Source organism: Salegentibacter mishustinae, assembly GCF_002900095.1.
GTDB classification, from domain to species: domain Bacteria; phylum Bacteroidota; class Bacteroidia; order Flavobacteriales; family Flavobacteriaceae; genus Salegentibacter; species Salegentibacter mishustinae.
In genome coordinates this window covers 1,522,944-1,539,638 of sequence record NZ_LLKN01000002.1, presented here as the reverse complement: position 1 = coordinate 1,539,638, position 16,695 = coordinate 1,522,944, and the positions used below count along the sequence as shown (strand labels likewise).

Here is a 16,695-nt window from a genome sequence, read left to right as displayed (position 1 = left end):
TTAAGTTTTTAAAGTTCAGACTTTCAGAGAAATTGAATTTTAGAGATATAAAAAATGCCGGTCACAAATTAAATTGTGCCGGCTAAGTTTTATTACACTTCATAGTGGATCTATTTTAAGATTAACTAATAGGCTGATGGTTTAAGCACCAGTTGTTCCTGGTAAAGTTCTCCTGGAATTTACTACTTGGTTTCTTGCCGTATAATTGGGCTTCCCGGGTGCTTGCAAAGTTTCGGTTTATATATTCGTGAATTTTCATAATCTTAAGATTTAAAGTAGCGACGTTTAATATCCCAGTTGCTACGATTATTGGTTTTTACTTGATTTAAAAATGGACGGGTGGTCGGTAAAGTTTTCATGATTTCTAATTTTTTGAGATTATTTTAAATAGCGTCTTTTACTGCTCCAGTTTTTCTTAGTGTTGTTCTTTTCCTGATTAAAGAATGGTCTGCTGATGGTTTCGAAAGTTTTCATGATTTCTAATTTTTAAAGGTTATTTTAAATAGCGTCTTTTACTGCTCCAGTTTTTCTTGGTGTTATTCTTTTCCTGATTAAAGAATGGTCTGCTGATGGTTTCGAAAGTTTTCATGATTTCTAATTTTTAAAGATTATTTTAAATAGCGTCTTTTACTGCTCCAGTTTTTCTTGGTGTTGTTCTTTTCCTGATTAAAGAATGGTCTGCTGATGGTTTCGAAAGTTTTCATGGTTTCTAATTTTTAGAGGTTATTTTAAATAGCGTCTTTTACTGCTCCAGTTTTTCTTGGTGTTATTCTTTTCCTGATTAAAGAATGGTCTGCTGATGGTTTCAAAAGTTTTCATATTTCATAAATTTTAAAGGTTATATCTAATAGACTGTCCTGAATCTTGTTTGTTACAGTACTATGCTATAAATAGTACTAAATTAACTTATTTTTAACAATTAAGTAGGTTTTAGCGCCGTTTGCAGCCAATCTTTTAAGCTAAATTTTAAAGCACTCTGTTAATAATAATTAATTATGCAGGCAAAGCTTCAGAATAAACCTATTTTAGAAACCTACTTTAGGATAGTTATGAAAATGAATAGAATTATTTTTGGAATTATAGCTGCAATCTTTATTCTGGCCGGACTTATATATTGGACTTTTAAAAACAACAGTTATATATCTTTTGATGATGGCAATAAAACCTATACTATTGAAGAAAAATGGGAATTACCATCTATACTTAATGAAATTTCCGGGTTAAGTTATTTAGGAAATAATGAAATGGCTTGTATACAGGATGAAGATGGTGTGATCTTTATTTTCAATTTAGAGACATCAAAAATAACTTCCAGGATAGAGTTTGGTGAATCTGGTGATTACGAGGGATTAGCCGTTGCACAAGATACGGCTTACGTACTACGCAGCGATGGTAAAATCTATGAGATTAAAAACTTTAGAGGTAAAGCTCCTAAAATTGATACTTATCAAATTTCAGGATTAGATATAAATGAAGCAGAAAGCCTGGAAATAGATGTAAAAAATAATCGCTTACTATTTGCGGTAAAAGAATATAATAACCGAAAAGATACTAAAGGAATTTATGCCTTTGATCTTTCTACCAAAAGCTTGGAAAAGGGAAGGCATTTCACTCTTGATGGTAACGATGAAATATACAGGAATTTAGTAGGAGGGAGGTCCTCTAGAATAATTAGGCCTTCTGCCATTAGGTTTCACCCTAAAACCGGAGAATTATATGTTTTAGAAGGAAATCAGCCTAAATTGATCATTTTAGATGAGGAAGGTAATGAGGTTAAAATTCATATTTTAAATACCGAAACTTTTCCCCAACCTGAAGCTCTGGATTTTGATGAAGAGAATCGTTTGTATATCTCTAATGAAAGCCGAAGACAACCCGCAAATATTTTAAGAGTTAAACTAGAAAATAATTAAACTATATGGCTGATTCTGTAGAAACTACTTCAGTAAAAAAAAGTAAAGCTCCTCTCATTGTTTCAGGAATTATAATAATTGGCCTTGTAGCAGCTTATTTTTTTATTCCCGGGGTTCGGAATTTTTTAACTGAAGCCTGGACTGTATTAACCAGTAATGACGAAGAAAGAATTACGAATTGGGTTTCAAATTTTGGATGGATGGGGCCAACTATGCTTATCCTGGCTATGGTGGCACAAATGTTTTTAATTGTAATCCCATCGGTAGCACTAATGGTAGTTTCCATTTTGGCTTATGGGCCTATTTTTGGAAGCTTAATTATTTTTGCAGCTATTTTCACAGCTTCAAGCGTTGGTTATTTTATTGGACGCTATTTTGGCCCGGTGATCGTTGAGAAATTAATTGGGCCTTCAAATAAAATTAAAATTGAAGATTTTATTGAAGATTACGGCTTTTGGGCAGTTATTGTAACCAGGATAAATCCGTTTCTTTCTAACGATGCCATAAGCTTCGTGGTAGGAATACTAAAAATGGGCTATTGGCGTTTTATTGGTGCCACTCTTGTAGGTATTGCCCCGCTTACCATTTTTATAGCAATTATAGGAAAGAGTACAGATGGTTTAAAAACCGGGCTTCTATGGGGATCTTTAGTTAGTTTGGCTATTTTTATTTTATACGTTTGGTGGGATAAAAAGAAGCGTAAAAAATAGGAGGTAAAGGCAATTTTGGAAATCAAGAATTATTTATCCCCTTCAAATTAAGTAATTTAATTTCTATCACTTATCTTTGTAGAAGTTTAAGCGGTATCCTTTATAGGGATTCTTTACTTTCATTGAAGAAAGATGGCTTTAAGATGCCTTATCACTACCAGGAATCTCTTCAGGTAATTCCAAGCTTACTCACCTAATTATTAACTAAACATAACGAATGGGCAAATCGCAGCAGACATTCAGTAAGACTGAAAAAGAAAAAAAGAAAATAAAAAAGAGAAAAGAAAAGGAGCTTAAGAAGCAAGAGCGCAAAGAGAATTCTAACAAAGGAGGTAGCTTTGAAGATATGATCGCGTATGTAGATGCTGACGGGAATCTTACTGATACTCCACCGGATCCTTCTCAAAAAGTGGAAGTTGAAGCCGAAAGTATAGAAATTGGCGTTCCGAAAAAAGAAGACATGCCAGAGGAAGATCCAGTGAGAAAAGGAAAAGTTTCCTTTTTTGATCATTCTAAAGGTTTTGGATTTATTATTGATTCAGAAAATAACGAAAAATATTTTGTTCACGTTACCGGGTTGATCGATGAGATCGATGAAAACGACAAGGTAAGTTTTGAATTGGAACGAGGAATGAAAGGAATGAATGCTGTTCGTGTAAAACAGCAATAATTCGTTAACCACATACAAGGTTCGGTAATATGATATTGCTGAACCTTTCTTTTTTTTTACAGGTGAACAATAAACAAAACAGACTCTGAAGTCAGTTTTAATTGCACTTGTATCTTACCCTTAAGAAACTCATATTTTATCGCCTAAACGGGTGCTTCCCTTTAAAGTCGATATAAGACTTTATTATTCTCATATACATGCAAACTAAGAATTTACAGGAAATCCTGAAAAAATTGGAGATTTCTAAGCTTAATGCTATGCAGCAGGAAGCTTATAAAACAATTGTAGAAAATCAAAATACTGTTTTACTATCACCCACCGGATCAGGAAAAACATTAGCATTCTTATTACCCTTGTTGGAAGATTTAGATCCAGATTTGGCAGAGGTGCAGGCTGTAATTTTAGTGCCTTCAAGAGAACTGGCTATTCAAATAGAGCAAGTTACCAGGGAAATGGGAGCCGGCTTTAAAGCGAATGCCGTGTATGGCGGCAGAGCTTTTTCTAAAGATAAATTAGAACTACAACACGCCCCTGCAATATTAATTGGTACCCCGGGAAGAATTGCCGACCATTTTAGGAGAGAAACCTTTGCTACAAAATACATCAAAACTCTTGTTTTAGATGAATTTGATAAATCTTTGGAAGTCGGTTTTGAGAATGAAATGAAAGAAATTATATCAGCACTTTCAGGTTTAGAAAAACGTATTCTTACATCTGCTACGCAAAATATCGAGGTTCCGGCGTTTGTTGGTCTAAGAAAGCCTAAGAACATTGACTATTTGAAAGGAGAACAACCTTCTTTGGAGGTGAAGACCATTGATATAAACCCTAAAAAGAAACTTGAAAGCCTGGTTAATTTGCTGTCTGGAAAAGCCAAAGGTTCTGGGATTATTTTCTGTAATTATAAAGACAGCATTGCTGAAGTGAGTGACTATCTAAATAAAAACCGAATTGAACACGGTATATTCTCTGGAGGAATGGAGCAGAAGGACAGGGAAAGATCTCTTATCAAGTTTAGAAATGGAACTCATAGGTTGCTTATCGCTACAGATCTTGCTGCAAGAGGTATAGATGTACCCGAAATTGATTTTATAATTCATTATCAATTACCATTCAAAGCTTCAGAATTTACGCATAGAAACGGGCGCACGGCAAGAATGCATCAGGAAGGTATTGCCTACGTGCTTTCTGAAAAAAAAAAACTGCCCGATTTTATTGAAACCAATGATTATAAAATCCAGGAAGCAAAAAGCAACACCGATGCTGTTGCAAAAACTACGCTATTTATTTCCGGAGGTAGAAAAGATAAAATTTCAAAAGGAGATATCGCCGGCCTTTTTCTTAAACAGGGAAATCTTAAAAAAGATGAACTAGGCCTTATTGAACTTAAGCAAGATTGTGCATTTGTTGCTGTACCGGAGAAAAAAGCGGAAGAACTTATTGGCTTGCTCAATAATTCTAAGCTAAAAAAGAAAAAAGTAAGAGTGCGATATGTTTAAGCGTTTATGAAAAGTCAACAACCAAATAATCAGCTTCACGGCGTAAAGCTTGCTGATATTCTTGAATTTCTGGTAAACCGCTAGGGTTGGGAAGAAATGGGTAAAAGAATAAATATAAAATGTTTTACTCAGGATCCATCCATAAAATCCAGTTTAAAATTTTTACGAAAAACGCCCTGGGCCAGAACTAAGGTAGAACAATTATATCTGGATTCATTTTAGGAATGTGGATTCCCGTAAAATTTATTCAAGATTTCAAAATACCTTTAAGGATTGGATTTGAGAAAAATCAGGAAGGTATTTTGATGAAAAAAATTATTATTTGGATTAAGCTTAATTGGATAAAACTGCTAGTCGCTATTATTTCGGGCATAATCACCTACGAGTTACTCGATTGGATCTATATCCAGAACCTTTAAATAAAGTAAAAAAACACCTTGAAAATAATCTGTTTACTATCCAATAAAAAGAAGTAGTTTTGCCGCTTATTTAAAATTAATAGTAATGAAGCGTGTAAATCAATATAAAAAGCTCTTTAATGTTGAAAAAGAGATAGATCTTAAACAACTTAAAAGCACTTACCGTAACCTGGTTAAAGAATGGCATCCCGATAAATTTAGAGAAACCGATGAAAAGCACGCCGAAGCTGAAGTAAAAAGTAAAGAAATTATTGATGGTTACCACTTTTTAGTAAGTATTGCCCCGCAAACTATAGAAGCTAACCTGGAGGAATATAACAGAACGATAAACGAAGCCGGAATTGCAGACTATCAGCATAAAGGGAATCTTCTGGAAATATCTTTTACAAACCGTACTACCTATGAGTATTTTGGAGTAAACAAAAAACTTTTTATCAAATTCATAAGTTCAGATAAGCAGGTAAGATTCGCTAAAAGGAATATTTACAATTCTTTTTTATATAGAAAATCGAAAAAAGATCTTGAGCTACAAACTGCTTAAGAATAACCTTATTGTTTATATGAAACCCACAGCAAATAATATGCTGTGGGTTTTTTATTTATTGAAGCTAAATCTTAGTGCTGCCTTAACAATTGTGCATCTTCAGGTCTTTTTTAAAAACTGTATTTTTGAGAAAATAAAGATGAAATATGGAGAAATCTGAATATAAAGTAAAAATTGTAGGTGCGGGACTTAGCGGACTAATCGCTGCTAAAGTGCTAGAAGATCACGGTTATGCTCCAGAAATATATGAGGCTTCAGATAGTGTTGGAGGGCGAATAAAAACCGACTTGGTAGAAGGTTACCAATTAGATCGCGGTTTTCAGGTTTTGCTTAGCGCTTATCCAAAAGCCCTGGAGTATTTAGATTATGAATCTTTAGAATTACAGGAATTATTACCGGGCGCAGTAATTTATGAAAACGCTAAGCCTAAAACAATTGGCGATCCATTGCGGGCTTCATCTTTAATTTTGCCTACAGTTTTCTCAGGCATTGGCAGCTTTCCAGATAAATTAAAGATATTAAGTCTTTATGCCGATCTAAAAAAGCTATCGGTTACCGATATTTTTGAAAGAAAGGAAACTACCACTTTAGCATGCCTTCAGGATAAAGGTTTTTCCGGGGAAATTATAGAGAAATTCTTTAAACCTTTTTTTAGCGGAATCTTCCTGGAACCAGATTTAGAAACTTCTAGCAGAATGTTTGAATTTGTTTTTAAGATGTTCGGAGAAGGCCTCGCGGTAATTCCAAAGAAAGGAATGGGAGAAATTTCAAAACACCTGGCAAGACAACTAAAGAATACTAAAATCCATTTTAATACGCCGGTAAAAGAAGTAAAAGAAGGCGAAATTATATTGGAGAGTCAAGAAGCTATTACAACCAATGCTAGCATAATTGCTACTGAAGCCAGTTCGCTGGTAAGTAATTTGAAAAACCAGGAAACCCAATGGAAATCCTGTCATAATTTTTATTTTGAAACCGAAAAGCGAACTATAGAGAAGCCCATTATTGGCTTAATTACAGATAAAGATGCTATTATCAATAATATCTTTTATCATACCAGTGTGGCGACTGAATCTAATGGTGGAAAGGAATTACTTTCAGTTACAGTAGTAAAACAAACCGATTTATCTGAGACTGAGTTACTGAAAAAAGTTGCGCAGGATTTAAAGAATTACTGTGGAGTAGGGGACGCACGATTTTTAAAACACTATTTTATTAAAAAAGCGCTGCCAAAAATTAATCCCTTACATTACGAAATAGATCCCACCGAAACTCAATTAACCGATACCATATTCCTGGCTGGAGATCAACTTTTAAATTCTTCTCAAAATGCGGCCATGCTTTCCGGTGAACGTGCAGCTTTGGGGCTAATCCAGGCTTTGAAGAATTGAGTTAATTATCAGAGAACTAAAAAGATCTTTTAATTATGGATACAACACTTAAGAAAATAGCTTTTGGAGGAGGTTGCCATTGGTGTACCGAAGCTGTTTTTCAACAAGTTGTAGGCGTACTAAAGGTAGAACAGGGTTATGTTGCATCTAAAGCTAAAAATGTCGATTATTCGGAGGGCGTAATTGTTCATTACGATAGTAATAAAATTTCCCTGAAAAGTTTAATTGAAATTCATTTGCATACGCATCAGAGCACTTCAAACCACAGTATGCGTAATAAATATAGATCTGCCATTTATTACTATAATGAAAGCGATAAAATTGAAGCTTTAGCAAGTTTAAATAATTTGAGAGCAGATTTTGAAAAAGAAATTATTACCAAAGTATTGCCCTTCGTTTCTTTTAAAAATTCTCGTGAAGAAATTCAGAATTATTATTTAAAAGGACCCGATAAACCTTTTTGTCAAAATTTTATAAGTCCTAAACTGGAGCTTTTAAAGAAAAAATTTTATACCTCGTTGAAAGAGGATAAAAAAATAGCTACCTAAAATAAGTTAGATAGCCATTTTTTATAAATTCTAAGCAAATTTAGATTTAGTCTTCTGATTCATCTCCGGAAGCAGATTTAGCAATCATATCTTTTATAGATTGGTGTTGTTTTTCTATAATATCGTGTTCAGATTTCATTTCTTTCTGTTCACTCATTATACGATCGTGAGTTTTCTGCATTTCAGAAAGTTGCTTCTTTTTTGCATCGGTAGATAATTCTCCAAAGTTTTGACCAAGCTCATTATGGGACTCAATCATTTCTCTGTGAGAAGCCAGCTTAGCTCCATGGTTTCTAATTTTGGCTTCAATGCTGGTAAGTTTCTCCAATTGTGTAGAATCTTCCAGTTTTTCCAATCCACGTAATTGTTGCGAAACCTGGTTGTGTTGTGTTTTAAGCTCGTTATTTTTCGCAGTAAGCGTTTCGTGCATACCAATTATGCTGTCATTTTGTTTTTTCAATTCTTCCTGTTGCTGAGCCAATTCTTTAGTAGATCCATCATTACAACTTGTCAACCCAATAGATACAAGGGCTAAAAACATTACATAAATTCTCATACTTTTCATTTTAATTTTTTTAGTTAGTCTAACTAAATTATAAAAACCAAACCCAGATAATTTTAATTTGCTGTTAAATAAGAAGTTTAGGAATAACTAAAGCTTTAAGTGATAATTGAATTATCCTATAATAATGAACATCTTATATAACTTGGGTTAAAAAAACAGACACACCTATTTGCACTATAATTTATATTATGTAAAATTGAACCCAATGTAACCAACGTTTATATTCTTGTTAGTTTATTCTTTGATTATCAAAGTTTAATTTACTTTTCTTAAATTGTAGAATCTCTATTTTCCTTATTATGAGAATTATATCAGTACAATTTAAAAGCAATAATCAGGTTCCAATTCTTATACAGGATTTTACTCCCTGTTATTTGCCATTGAAATTCTACATTCTGAAATTAAAGTCCAAATCATACAGAACTCAATATAGCTATTTAAATTCTATTAAATTATTATTGGATTTCTATCAGTCAATAAATATTGAATTCGAAAAAGAAATTATTATAAATAAAAATTCTAAAATTATTTATGATTATTCTGAAAGAAATTCAGTTTTTCAGCAATTAACCGTATTTAAAAATTACGAAAATTGAGAAAAGCTAGTTTGATTAAATTTATAATTTGTCGAAAAATTCAGAAAGATTGAGGTCAAAATAATCGCAAAGGGCAGCAAGAGTACTAACAGTAATATTTACTTTACCGGTTTCAATCCTAGATATATGAATCCCAGTATCATTATAAACATCTTCCTGGGTAAGTTCCTTCTTTTCTCTATGCCGTTTTAACTGGATAGAAATTTTTTGTAGTAATTTTTCATTCTTTAAGCGACTTCCCATAAGATTATGAAAAGTCCAAAGAATTCATCATTTTTGTAATGACTTAAATGTCATTATTTGTACAGGTATGAACTATCAAATTATAATAGGGAGTTCTACACCAGAAGAACTACTGGTACCAATATCTCAATATTGGTCATACAAAAATGGCTGTTTTTCACCCTTACCTTCTGAATTTTCAGATAAACGGAATTCAAATAGAGTGGAAATTAAAGATATACTAACAAATTCCCATTGTGTTTTACACTTAACGCCCTGCGCCTTATGCCAAATGACAATTAAAAAGGAAGTTAATAGTAGGAAAGAATTTAGAGAGGCTGTATTAACCTCTAAACTTATTTGTGAAAATTGTAATGACTTTTCACCTTATTTAGAAAGAGGACTAGCCCTACCCGATTCTACGGAAACCAGGATAAATAAATTGAATATGGAAGAGTTAAGGGTTCTTAGCGGAATAGTTAAGCTAAAAACCAAATTTAAAATTTATCGCCACATATTCAATAATAATTTGAATGATTATGATACCTGGGCTATTATAAATACACTCCAAAAGAAGAATCTTATCTGGATAGAAAGAGACGACTCTTGGAGGATTAAAACCTTTAATTATGATCCTAACATTATTAATTATCTCAAATAATCCTTTCAATCCACATTATACTCTTTCTCTGAAACCGACTCAAACCATTCAGTCGGACCGTCAACTCTACTGGTAATGGCAATCTGGACAAATTCCTCATCTGGACTTGCTCCATGCCAGTGCGGAGTATTTGCTGGACATTTTATAACATCTCCCTTTTTCAGAATTTTCTTCGCACTACCTTTCTCCTGGTAATATCCCTTTCCGGATAGTGCTAAAATGATCTGTCCGTTAGGATGCTGATGCCAGAAGGTTCTAGCTTTTGATTCAAAGGTGACCACTCCTACTGAATTCCTGTTAACTTCATCTGCGGTTACCAACATTTCTAACCAGGCCGTACCGGTGAAAACAGGATTTGTGATCTTTTCTCCCCTAGGGTATATTTTTTCTGAATCCAGATATTCAGAGTAATCGGCTTTATCAAAACTATAATCAGGAGTTATTTCAGCTAAAAGTTCCCTGCCTACCTGGGCTGTTTTTTTATCGACATCGGTTTCAATAATTTTCAGGATCTGCAAAATTTGGGATTGGGAAACTCCCAGCCTCATACTTATATTCATATGACCTTTAGCCATTGGAGCAAGATCTCCCATAGTTAATAATGCCGCTACGGTGGCTATCTCCCTTTCCTTAAAAGACAATACGCCTCTTTTAAAAATATCTGCGAACAAATGCTCTTTCAGGAATACCTCAATGATCGGTACGGTTTTAGCATAGGCCGCCTTTGGCCTGTTTTCAACTCCGGATAGCTCAGCAAGAACCTCCTTTCCAATTTCATATTTATCACCATTCTTTAAATCAGTCGGTTTTTCTCCTGTTTCATCTTTAATCCCCCTGTCTTTTCTATTTTCTAAAACTTCCGTCAGGGTATTTATCGCCATAAGGCTTCGCGGAAATCCACAATAGGCATATAGATGAACAAGTTCCTCCTTAATCTTATTTATGCTAAGCCCGTTATCCAGGCCTTCATGTAACGCATCCTCTAAGGTTTCGAGATCACCCTTCGCGGTAGCCGCAGAAATTCTGGCTATGCTATACTCTTCCGGACTTAATTCCTCAGATTCTGTTTGTGCGAAAACAGACAGATTTGCTGCGATGAATAAAGTAATAATTAATCTTATAGTTTTCAATTTCATAATTCTATGATTTTTCTAATAACCCGATGCTGGTTAACCAGGTTATAACCTGATCTTCGACCTTCTCCTTGCGTTCTCCTTTGATCGCCAGTAAAACCCCTTTCTTTTCATATCCTCCTTCTACCGAAAAGCCTTTCAGGATCTTACTATCTGGACATAATTCTCTTAACTGGTCAAATCCCTGACCTACCCCAAAACCTGCATTGGTATTGAAGGGGATTACAGTTTTACCGCTCAGATCATTTTCAGTTAAAAAGCTCTTCATGGGAGGCGGCATTTGCATATCCCAGGTAGGGAAACCAACAAATAAAATATCATAGTCTTTAAGGTTTTCAATTTTAGTTTTCAAAGGAGGTAGGTATCCTTCTTCATTTTCCCTGTCTACCTGAGCAACTATTTCCTGATAATTCTCCGGGTATGGATCTTGCTTTTCCAAGGCAATTAAATTACCCCCAACTTTTTCCTGAATAAGCTTAGCTACAGCTTCTGTATTTTCTGTTCTCGATAAATAAACAACGGCGATTTTTTCCTGGGCATTAGATTGAATACCAATAATCATAAAGACGATTACAAATAGACCAAAGAGTTTATTTGATTGAACAATTTTCATTTCAATTATTATTTAAAGACTTATTTTTTCAGCTTTTCCGCTACCTTATCATAATACTCCTGGGTGAGTACCTCGGTCCAGGTAGTGGGTTGTTCTCCTCCATACACAGCCAGATAAGTTACATCACTGTCTTTGGTGGATGAATGCCAATGCTCTGTTTCCTTTTCACATTTTATCACGTTACCAGCTTTTAGGATAACAGGGGCTTTTCCTCTTTCCTGATAGTAGCCTTCGCCTTCAACATAAATCAACACCTGGGTAGAGGCATGTTTATGCCAGTCCAGAGTAGAATTTGCTTTGAAAGTGGCCTTGGTGATATGAAAATTTAAATCTCCCTCAACCTCCAGCAATCCATTTAACCAGGCCTCTCCTAAATAATGGGTATTAGGAGCTTTGGTGCCTTCCTCCAGATATGATGAGACTGAATAAGATTCCTCCTGAGCAAAAACACATATTGGAACAATAAATAATAATACTGTGATTAGATTTTTCATTTTATTCTATTTTTTAGTTAATCCTTTTTCTTTTAGCCAGCTATACATTAATTCCGCTACTTTCTTATTGTTAAGGTCTGACATGGGGAAATGGGTATTACCCTTTAATCCTGCTTCAGGAAGTGGTACTAAAGTCACATCTCCCCCGTATTTATTTACCGTATCACGCCATTTCCTGGCCATAGCCAGTGCAACCCTCCATTGTTCTTTTCCAGGATTCTGCACAGGTTCCTCAGGAATATAATCCCCATAATAGATGATAATTGGAATTTCTGTCTGGCGATTGAATTCATCCATAGGAACACCCCTGGCACTCAACTCTCCACCGAGATAAGGCATTGGTTCCGGCACTTCTCCTTCAGGAAATACGAAATTACTTCCTGGTTCATAGGAAACTATTGCCTTAATATTATCGTTTTTAAGGGCCGTGAGCCATCCCTGTCCTCCGCTATGAGAATGTGTAACAAGTACTGAAGGACCTATTTTATCAAACAATGCTGAAACGGCATCGATATTTACATCAATTTCCAAGGGCCCAGTATCCGGGGTCATTTGGCGGTAAAACTGATCTAAAGCTTCAGGATCTTTAGAAAATTGAACTCCTGGGTAAAAATTATTTCCTAAGCCAAGCCTGAAAATGCCAAACCAAAGTTGATCATCTGTAGCTGGACTTATACGAGTAGGTTCTGTGCTTCGCCCGGAAAGACCTCGACGAGGTTGATCCAGTAAATAAACCGGGAAATCTTTCCGCAGAAAAATACTTTGAAAACCTTCTCTGCCATCAGGGGTGGTTTGCCAGGTCCTCATAGACTGCCCATAGCCGTGCCAGAATACTAAAGGAAATTCATTAGCATTTACCGGAATTTGGTAATATACGGTAGCATGATCTCCATGCAGGGTTTGGCCTTCAGTACTTTGATTGCTGGGATTGAAAGCTCCATGTTCTATAGGATCAAATGTTCCCGGACTCTCCTTTACTGTTCCTCCCACGGCAAAACCTCCTTGTTTTTTTAAAACAATTGCATCGGTGGAAATAGATTTAGATCCTAAGCAAGAACAAAGAAATAGAGATATTCCTAGTATAAAGCTTATTCTTATTTTTTGGTACAGCAGTTTCATTTTATATTGTTCAGTTTTCTACAATTTAGTAAAAGTATCAGGAAAGGTTAGATTTTATAATTATTCTTCCTAAAAGAATCTATTTCTTTATTGGTGCTTCAACCCCCATAGCAGCCATAACAGGCTCTGCATTTTGTGCTCCTACAATTTCAATTTTAGACAGACCCAGATCAAATTCCTTTAATTCTTCCTTACTGAATGAAATTTCATTAGCTCTTAAATTTTCCCTGAGGTGCACAGAATTAGAGGTTCCGGGAATTGGAACTATCCAGGGCTTTTGAGCCAGTAACCAGGCTAAGGTTATTTGCGCTGGTGTTGCATTTTTTCGAAGACCCCATTCCTCAATATAGTAAAGAATTTGGAGGTTTTGTGGTATGTTTTCAGGAGTTGTTCGTGGTAGAATGGTGCGAAAATCACCTTCAGAAAACCTGGTATTTTCGTTAATAGCATCGGCAAAAAAACCATAACCCAGGGGACACCATGGTACGAAACCTATTCCCAATTCTTCACAAAGGGGCAACACATCAGATTCTGGATTGCGCGTCCAGGGAGAATATTCATTCTGGATCGCGGTAAGTGGTTCCACGGCGTGAGCACGACGAATCGTATTTAATCCTGGTTCAGATAATCCCCAATGAAGCACCTTTCCTTCTTTCATCAAATCCTGAACAGTACCAGCAACATCTTCAATTGGAACATTAGGATCTACCCGGTGTTGATATAGCAGGTCTATATAATCGGTTCTTAGCCTTTTCAGCATACCTTCCACGGCTCTGCGAATGGTTTTTGGATTACTATCTAATCCTCCTCGTTCGCCGGTCTCAGGATTAATATCGAAACCGAACTTTGTAGCGATCTTCACATCTTTCCTAAACGGCTCAACCGCTTCACCTATCTGTCTTTCACTGATCAATGGTCCGTAGACCTCTGCGGTATCAAAAAATGTAACTCCATTGTCATAAGCTTCCCGATAAAGCTTATTTACCTTGTATTGATCGCGAACCCTGCCAGTATAAAACCCAACCACAGAAAGGGCTCCTAGACCAAGTGGAGAAACCTCCAGATTTCCAAGTCTTCTTTTATCCGGATTTATATTCTGTTGTTGAGATTTATTAATCTTTCCCTGGCTTGTGTCATTACCTTTTGTATTTGCCCACATTGAAAACGGATTCAAACTAAGCCCAACACCAGCTATAGTAGAACTACTTAAAAATTTCCTTCGGCTAAAGCTTTTCCCATTCTGAAAACTATTAGAATCTCTATTTTCCATAATTATATATTATATGTTATTACTGCTTTACTAAAAATCTTAATACAAATATCCCCCAATCTAGAGGTATATCTGGTATACAGATTACTGATATTCTAACCATAATTACTGATATTAGTCACGAGATCAATTTCTTAAAACACAGATTGATATATTTGTATTGAAGTAAAAAAGCAAGAACTATGGAAGATATATTGAAAGTTGAAAGTATTGCCCAATACAATGCTCTTAAAGAGATTAAAACCAGGCATCCTTTAATCACATCTTTTGATAGCGGAACAGCAAAACCCTTGTCAAGTGGGAAGTTTAGCTTTGAGTTTTATGCGATCTTTTTGAAGGGAGTGAACTGTGGTGAATTGAAATACGGTAGAAATACTTATGATTACGAAGAAGGAACCATGGTTTTTATGGGACCAGGCCAGGTTGTAGGTATTAAAAGTGCCAAGGATTATAACCCAAAAGGTTTCGCCCTATTATTTCATCCTGATTTTATCAAAGGCACACCGCTTGCAAGCAAGATTCATACGTATTCCTTCTTTTCCTACGACCTTAATGAGGCCCTGCATTTATCTGAAAAAGAGCAGCAGATCATTACCGAATTATTCCTGAAGATAGATTACGAACTCGATCAAAATATTGATAAACACAGTAAAACTATCATTACCAGTAATATTGAATTATTGCTTAATTATTGTGAACGATTCTATGACCGGCAATTTATAACCCGAGAAAATTTGAATCAGGGTATAGTGTCCAAATTTGAAGGTTTACTGAATGATTATTTTCAGTCTGAAAACCCTCAGAAATACGGCCTGCCTTCTGTTGGTTATTTTGCTAATCATCTAAATCTTTCTGCAAATTACTTCGGAGACCTGGTGAAAAAGGAAACCGGTAAATCGGCTATGGATCATATTCATTTGAAATTAATTGATGTTGCTAAAGACCGGATTTTCGATACCGATAGCTCCATTAGCCAGATCGCTTATGAATTAGGATTTAAATACCCTCAGCACTTCAACAGGATGTTTAAGAAAAATACTGGTCATACTCCAAATGAGTACAGGAATTTGAATTAGTCTCATTCATGAACATGGGTTATGAACATACTTTTTGGAATATTCTCTCAACACTTGTCAATTAAGATATAAATAGTATTTATGAACATTCTACATTGGATACTTGTAAAATAGAATAATTCATACTGAAGAATTCTTTTTTTTATCTATGCTTTACTAATCATCCCTTTCTTTAAGCTCACCTATTTTGCCCTGGTAAGAAATAAATGATCTATGGCTACTATTGACCCGGGTATTAACATCTCCTTCAGGATAAACCGTAATAGTGAAATCGAGATCTTCAGTATCTTGTTTGGTAGAAAATTTAATTATCTGTGTATCTTTCTTATCACTATTTACTTCGAGATCTTTTAATGGACCATTATAAATTATACCTCCTTCATCATTGTACCCGCCACCGGCAAAACGTTCTCCAAAAAATGGCAGAAACAAATTCACCGAATCTTTTTTTAATCTTATAAAATTAGGATTTCCAATCAGGTTAATTCGATTCCCAGACATCGGATTTACCCATTCATGTTGTATTTCAAATTTTCGACTATCAACTAATTGTTTGGTTTTAGTAACCTTAGCTGAATTCATACTGCTACCGCAGCCCTGAAATACAAATAATGATATTATAAGAAGTAAATTAAATATGAAGCCTTTCATTAGTTTTATTATCAGTGTCTTAAATAAAGTTACAATCTTTAAATTGAGTATATTCTTAAAAGAAGTTTAAATTCTAATTTCGAAGCTTTGGAGTTCAAAGCTTTGATAAATAATTAGTGCTGCCCAGTTTAATTTTTCACGAACCTGTTACTAAAAATTAATCTTAAACCTTTGCTAAGAATCACTTAATTGTTTGTATAATCATTTAATAATAGGTTTCTTGGAGGTACAAAATAAAATTATTTATGGAAGCAATATATCAATTTGTAAAACTCGAAAAAAGCGAGGCCTTACAGGAATTCGCACAGAAAAAATTAGATAAACTGGAAGTGAAATACGATTTTATCGTTAAAGCACAGGTTTATTTTAAAAAGGAAGAAGCACAGGATCCAAACGGATTTATTTGTAATATTAAATTAAGTGTTCCTGGCCCTCAAATTTTTGCTGAATCTAATAAAGATTCTTTTGAATCAGCTACGGCAGAAACAGTTAAAGATCTTGATAAGCAATTGGCCAAAAAGAAAAGCCAGATGAGAACACATTCTAATTAAGAAGTATTTTCTTTTTAACGCATAAAAAACCCTGATGTTAATGCATCAGG

At 34.8% G+C, this 16,695-nt stretch carries 19 protein-coding genes and 1 pseudogene; 11 read left to right on the top strand and 9 right to left on the bottom strand.

Annotation, left to right across the window (positions count from 1 at the left end):
• Window positions 1–121: 121 nt before the first annotated feature.
• Window positions 122–259, bottom strand: a complete 138-nt coding sequence (locus tag APB85_RS17315) for a hypothetical protein (protein WP_160319261.1) — start codon at window positions 257–259, stop codon at window positions 122–124.
• 736 nt (window positions 260–995) lie between these two features.
• Here APB85_RS17315 and APB85_RS09935 point away from each other — a divergent pair.
• From APB85_RS09935 to APB85_RS09890, 8 genes and pseudogenes are all read left to right on the top strand, one after another.
• A complete protein-coding gene (locus APB85_RS09935) occupies window positions 996–1,913 on the top strand; it encodes an SdiA-regulated domain-containing protein (protein ID WP_057483207.1) in 918 nt (305 codons plus the stop codon).
• A 5-nt stretch (window positions 1,914–1,918) separates the two neighbouring features.
• Entirely contained in the window at window positions 1,919–2,623 is a 705-nt protein-coding gene (locus tag APB85_RS09930) for a TVP38/TMEM64 family protein (RefSeq protein ID WP_057483206.1), read from the top strand.
• A 217-nt stretch (window positions 2,624–2,840) separates the two neighbouring features.
• Complete coding sequence (locus APB85_RS09925) at window positions 2,841–3,293, top strand: cold-shock protein (RefSeq protein ID WP_057483205.1); 453 nt, start codon at window positions 2,841–2,843, stop codon at window positions 3,291–3,293.
• 197 nt (window positions 3,294–3,490) lie between these two features.
• The gene (locus APB85_RS09920) at window positions 3,491–4,792 is read left to right on the top strand and encodes a DEAD/DEAH box helicase (protein WP_057483204.1); all 1,302 of its coding nucleotides are present in this window, start codon (window positions 3,491–3,493) and stop codon (window positions 4,790–4,792) included.
• A gap of 6 nt (window positions 4,793–4,798) precedes the next feature.
• Window positions 4,799–5,014 (top strand): annotated as a pseudogene (locus tag APB85_RS09915) (VF530 family protein).
• A gap of 282 nt (window positions 5,015–5,296) precedes the next feature.
• Window positions 5,297–5,752, top strand: coding sequence for a KTSC domain-containing protein (locus tag APB85_RS09905; protein WP_057483202.1), 456 nt, complete (start codon window positions 5,297–5,299; stop codon window positions 5,750–5,752).
• Window positions 5,753–5,901: 149 nt separating this feature from the next.
• Window positions 5,902–7,146 (top strand): NAD(P)/FAD-dependent oxidoreductase, encoded by a 1,245-nt coding sequence (locus tag APB85_RS09895; RefSeq protein ID WP_057483200.1) that lies wholly within the window; start codon window positions 5,902–5,904, stop codon window positions 7,144–7,146.
• A 35-nt stretch (window positions 7,147–7,181) separates the two neighbouring features.
• A complete protein-coding gene (locus APB85_RS09890; RefSeq protein ID WP_057483199.1) occupies window positions 7,182–7,694 on the top strand; it encodes a peptide-methionine (S)-S-oxide reductase in 513 nt (170 codons plus the stop codon).
• Between the two features lie 46 nt (window positions 7,695–7,740).
• Here the strand turns inward: APB85_RS09890 and APB85_RS09885 are convergent, their stop codons facing one another.
• Together APB85_RS09885 and APB85_RS09875 are read right to left on the bottom strand one after the other, a co-directional pair.
• Window positions 7,741–8,250, bottom strand: coding sequence for a hypothetical protein (locus APB85_RS09885; RefSeq protein WP_103294452.1), 510 nt, complete (start codon window positions 8,248–8,250; stop codon window positions 7,741–7,743).
• 626 nt (window positions 8,251–8,876) lie between these two features.
• Window positions 8,877–9,098 carry a helix-turn-helix domain-containing protein gene (locus APB85_RS09875; protein WP_057483196.1) on the bottom strand — a complete coding sequence of 74 codons (222 nt, stop codon included), beginning with the start codon at window positions 9,096–9,098 and terminating at the stop codon, window positions 8,877–8,879.
• 67 nt (window positions 9,099–9,165) lie between these two features.
• Between APB85_RS09875 and APB85_RS09870 the strand changes: the two genes are divergently transcribed.
• Window positions 9,166–9,738 carry a hypothetical protein gene (locus tag APB85_RS09870; protein WP_103294451.1) on the top strand — a complete coding sequence of 191 codons (573 nt, stop codon included), beginning with the start codon at window positions 9,166–9,168 and terminating at the stop codon, window positions 9,736–9,738.
• Between the two features lie 5 nt (window positions 9,739–9,743).
• Here the strand turns inward: APB85_RS09870 and APB85_RS17490 are convergent, their stop codons facing one another.
• From APB85_RS17490 to APB85_RS09845, 5 genes are all read right to left on the bottom strand, one after another.
• On the bottom strand, window positions 9,744–10,874 hold the full coding sequence (locus APB85_RS17490; RefSeq protein WP_057483194.1) for a carboxymuconolactone decarboxylase family protein: 1,131 nt from the start codon (window positions 10,872–10,874) through the stop codon (window positions 9,744–9,746).
• A 4-nt stretch (window positions 10,875–10,878) separates the two neighbouring features.
• Complete coding sequence (locus APB85_RS09860; RefSeq protein ID WP_103294450.1) at window positions 10,879–11,484, bottom strand: flavodoxin; 606 nt, start codon at window positions 11,482–11,484, stop codon at window positions 10,879–10,881.
• A 20-nt stretch (window positions 11,485–11,504) separates the two neighbouring features.
• A complete protein-coding gene (locus tag APB85_RS09855) occupies window positions 11,505–11,978 on the bottom strand; it encodes a cupin domain-containing protein (protein ID WP_057483192.1) in 474 nt (157 codons plus the stop codon).
• A 6-nt stretch (window positions 11,979–11,984) separates the two neighbouring features.
• Complete coding sequence (locus APB85_RS09850) at window positions 11,985–13,097, bottom strand: alpha/beta hydrolase (protein ID WP_057483191.1); 1,113 nt, start codon at window positions 13,095–13,097, stop codon at window positions 11,985–11,987.
• Between the two features lie 79 nt (window positions 13,098–13,176).
• On the bottom strand, window positions 13,177–14,367 hold the full coding sequence (locus APB85_RS09845) for an aldo/keto reductase (protein WP_057483190.1): 1,191 nt from the start codon (window positions 14,365–14,367) through the stop codon (window positions 13,177–13,179).
• A gap of 182 nt (window positions 14,368–14,549) precedes the next feature.
• On the opposite strand from APB85_RS09845, the gene APB85_RS09840 reads away from it, so the two are divergent.
• Entirely contained in the window at window positions 14,550–15,443 is an 894-nt protein-coding gene (locus APB85_RS09840) for an AraC family transcriptional regulator (protein WP_057483189.1), read from the top strand.
• A gap of 156 nt (window positions 15,444–15,599) precedes the next feature.
• Here the strand turns inward: APB85_RS09840 and APB85_RS09835 are convergent, their stop codons facing one another.
• The gene (locus APB85_RS09835; protein WP_083482236.1) at window positions 15,600–16,094 is read right to left on the bottom strand and encodes a DUF4251 domain-containing protein; all 495 of its coding nucleotides are present in this window, start codon (window positions 16,092–16,094) and stop codon (window positions 15,600–15,602) included.
• Window positions 16,095–16,339: 245 nt separating this feature from the next.
• Between APB85_RS09835 and hpf the strand changes: the two genes are divergently transcribed.
• Window positions 16,340–16,645 carry a ribosome hibernation-promoting factor, HPF/YfiA family gene (gene hpf, locus APB85_RS09830; RefSeq protein ID WP_057483187.1) on the top strand — a complete coding sequence of 102 codons (306 nt, stop codon included), beginning with the start codon at window positions 16,340–16,342 and terminating at the stop codon, window positions 16,643–16,645.
• Window positions 16,646–16,695: the final 50 nt, after the last annotated feature.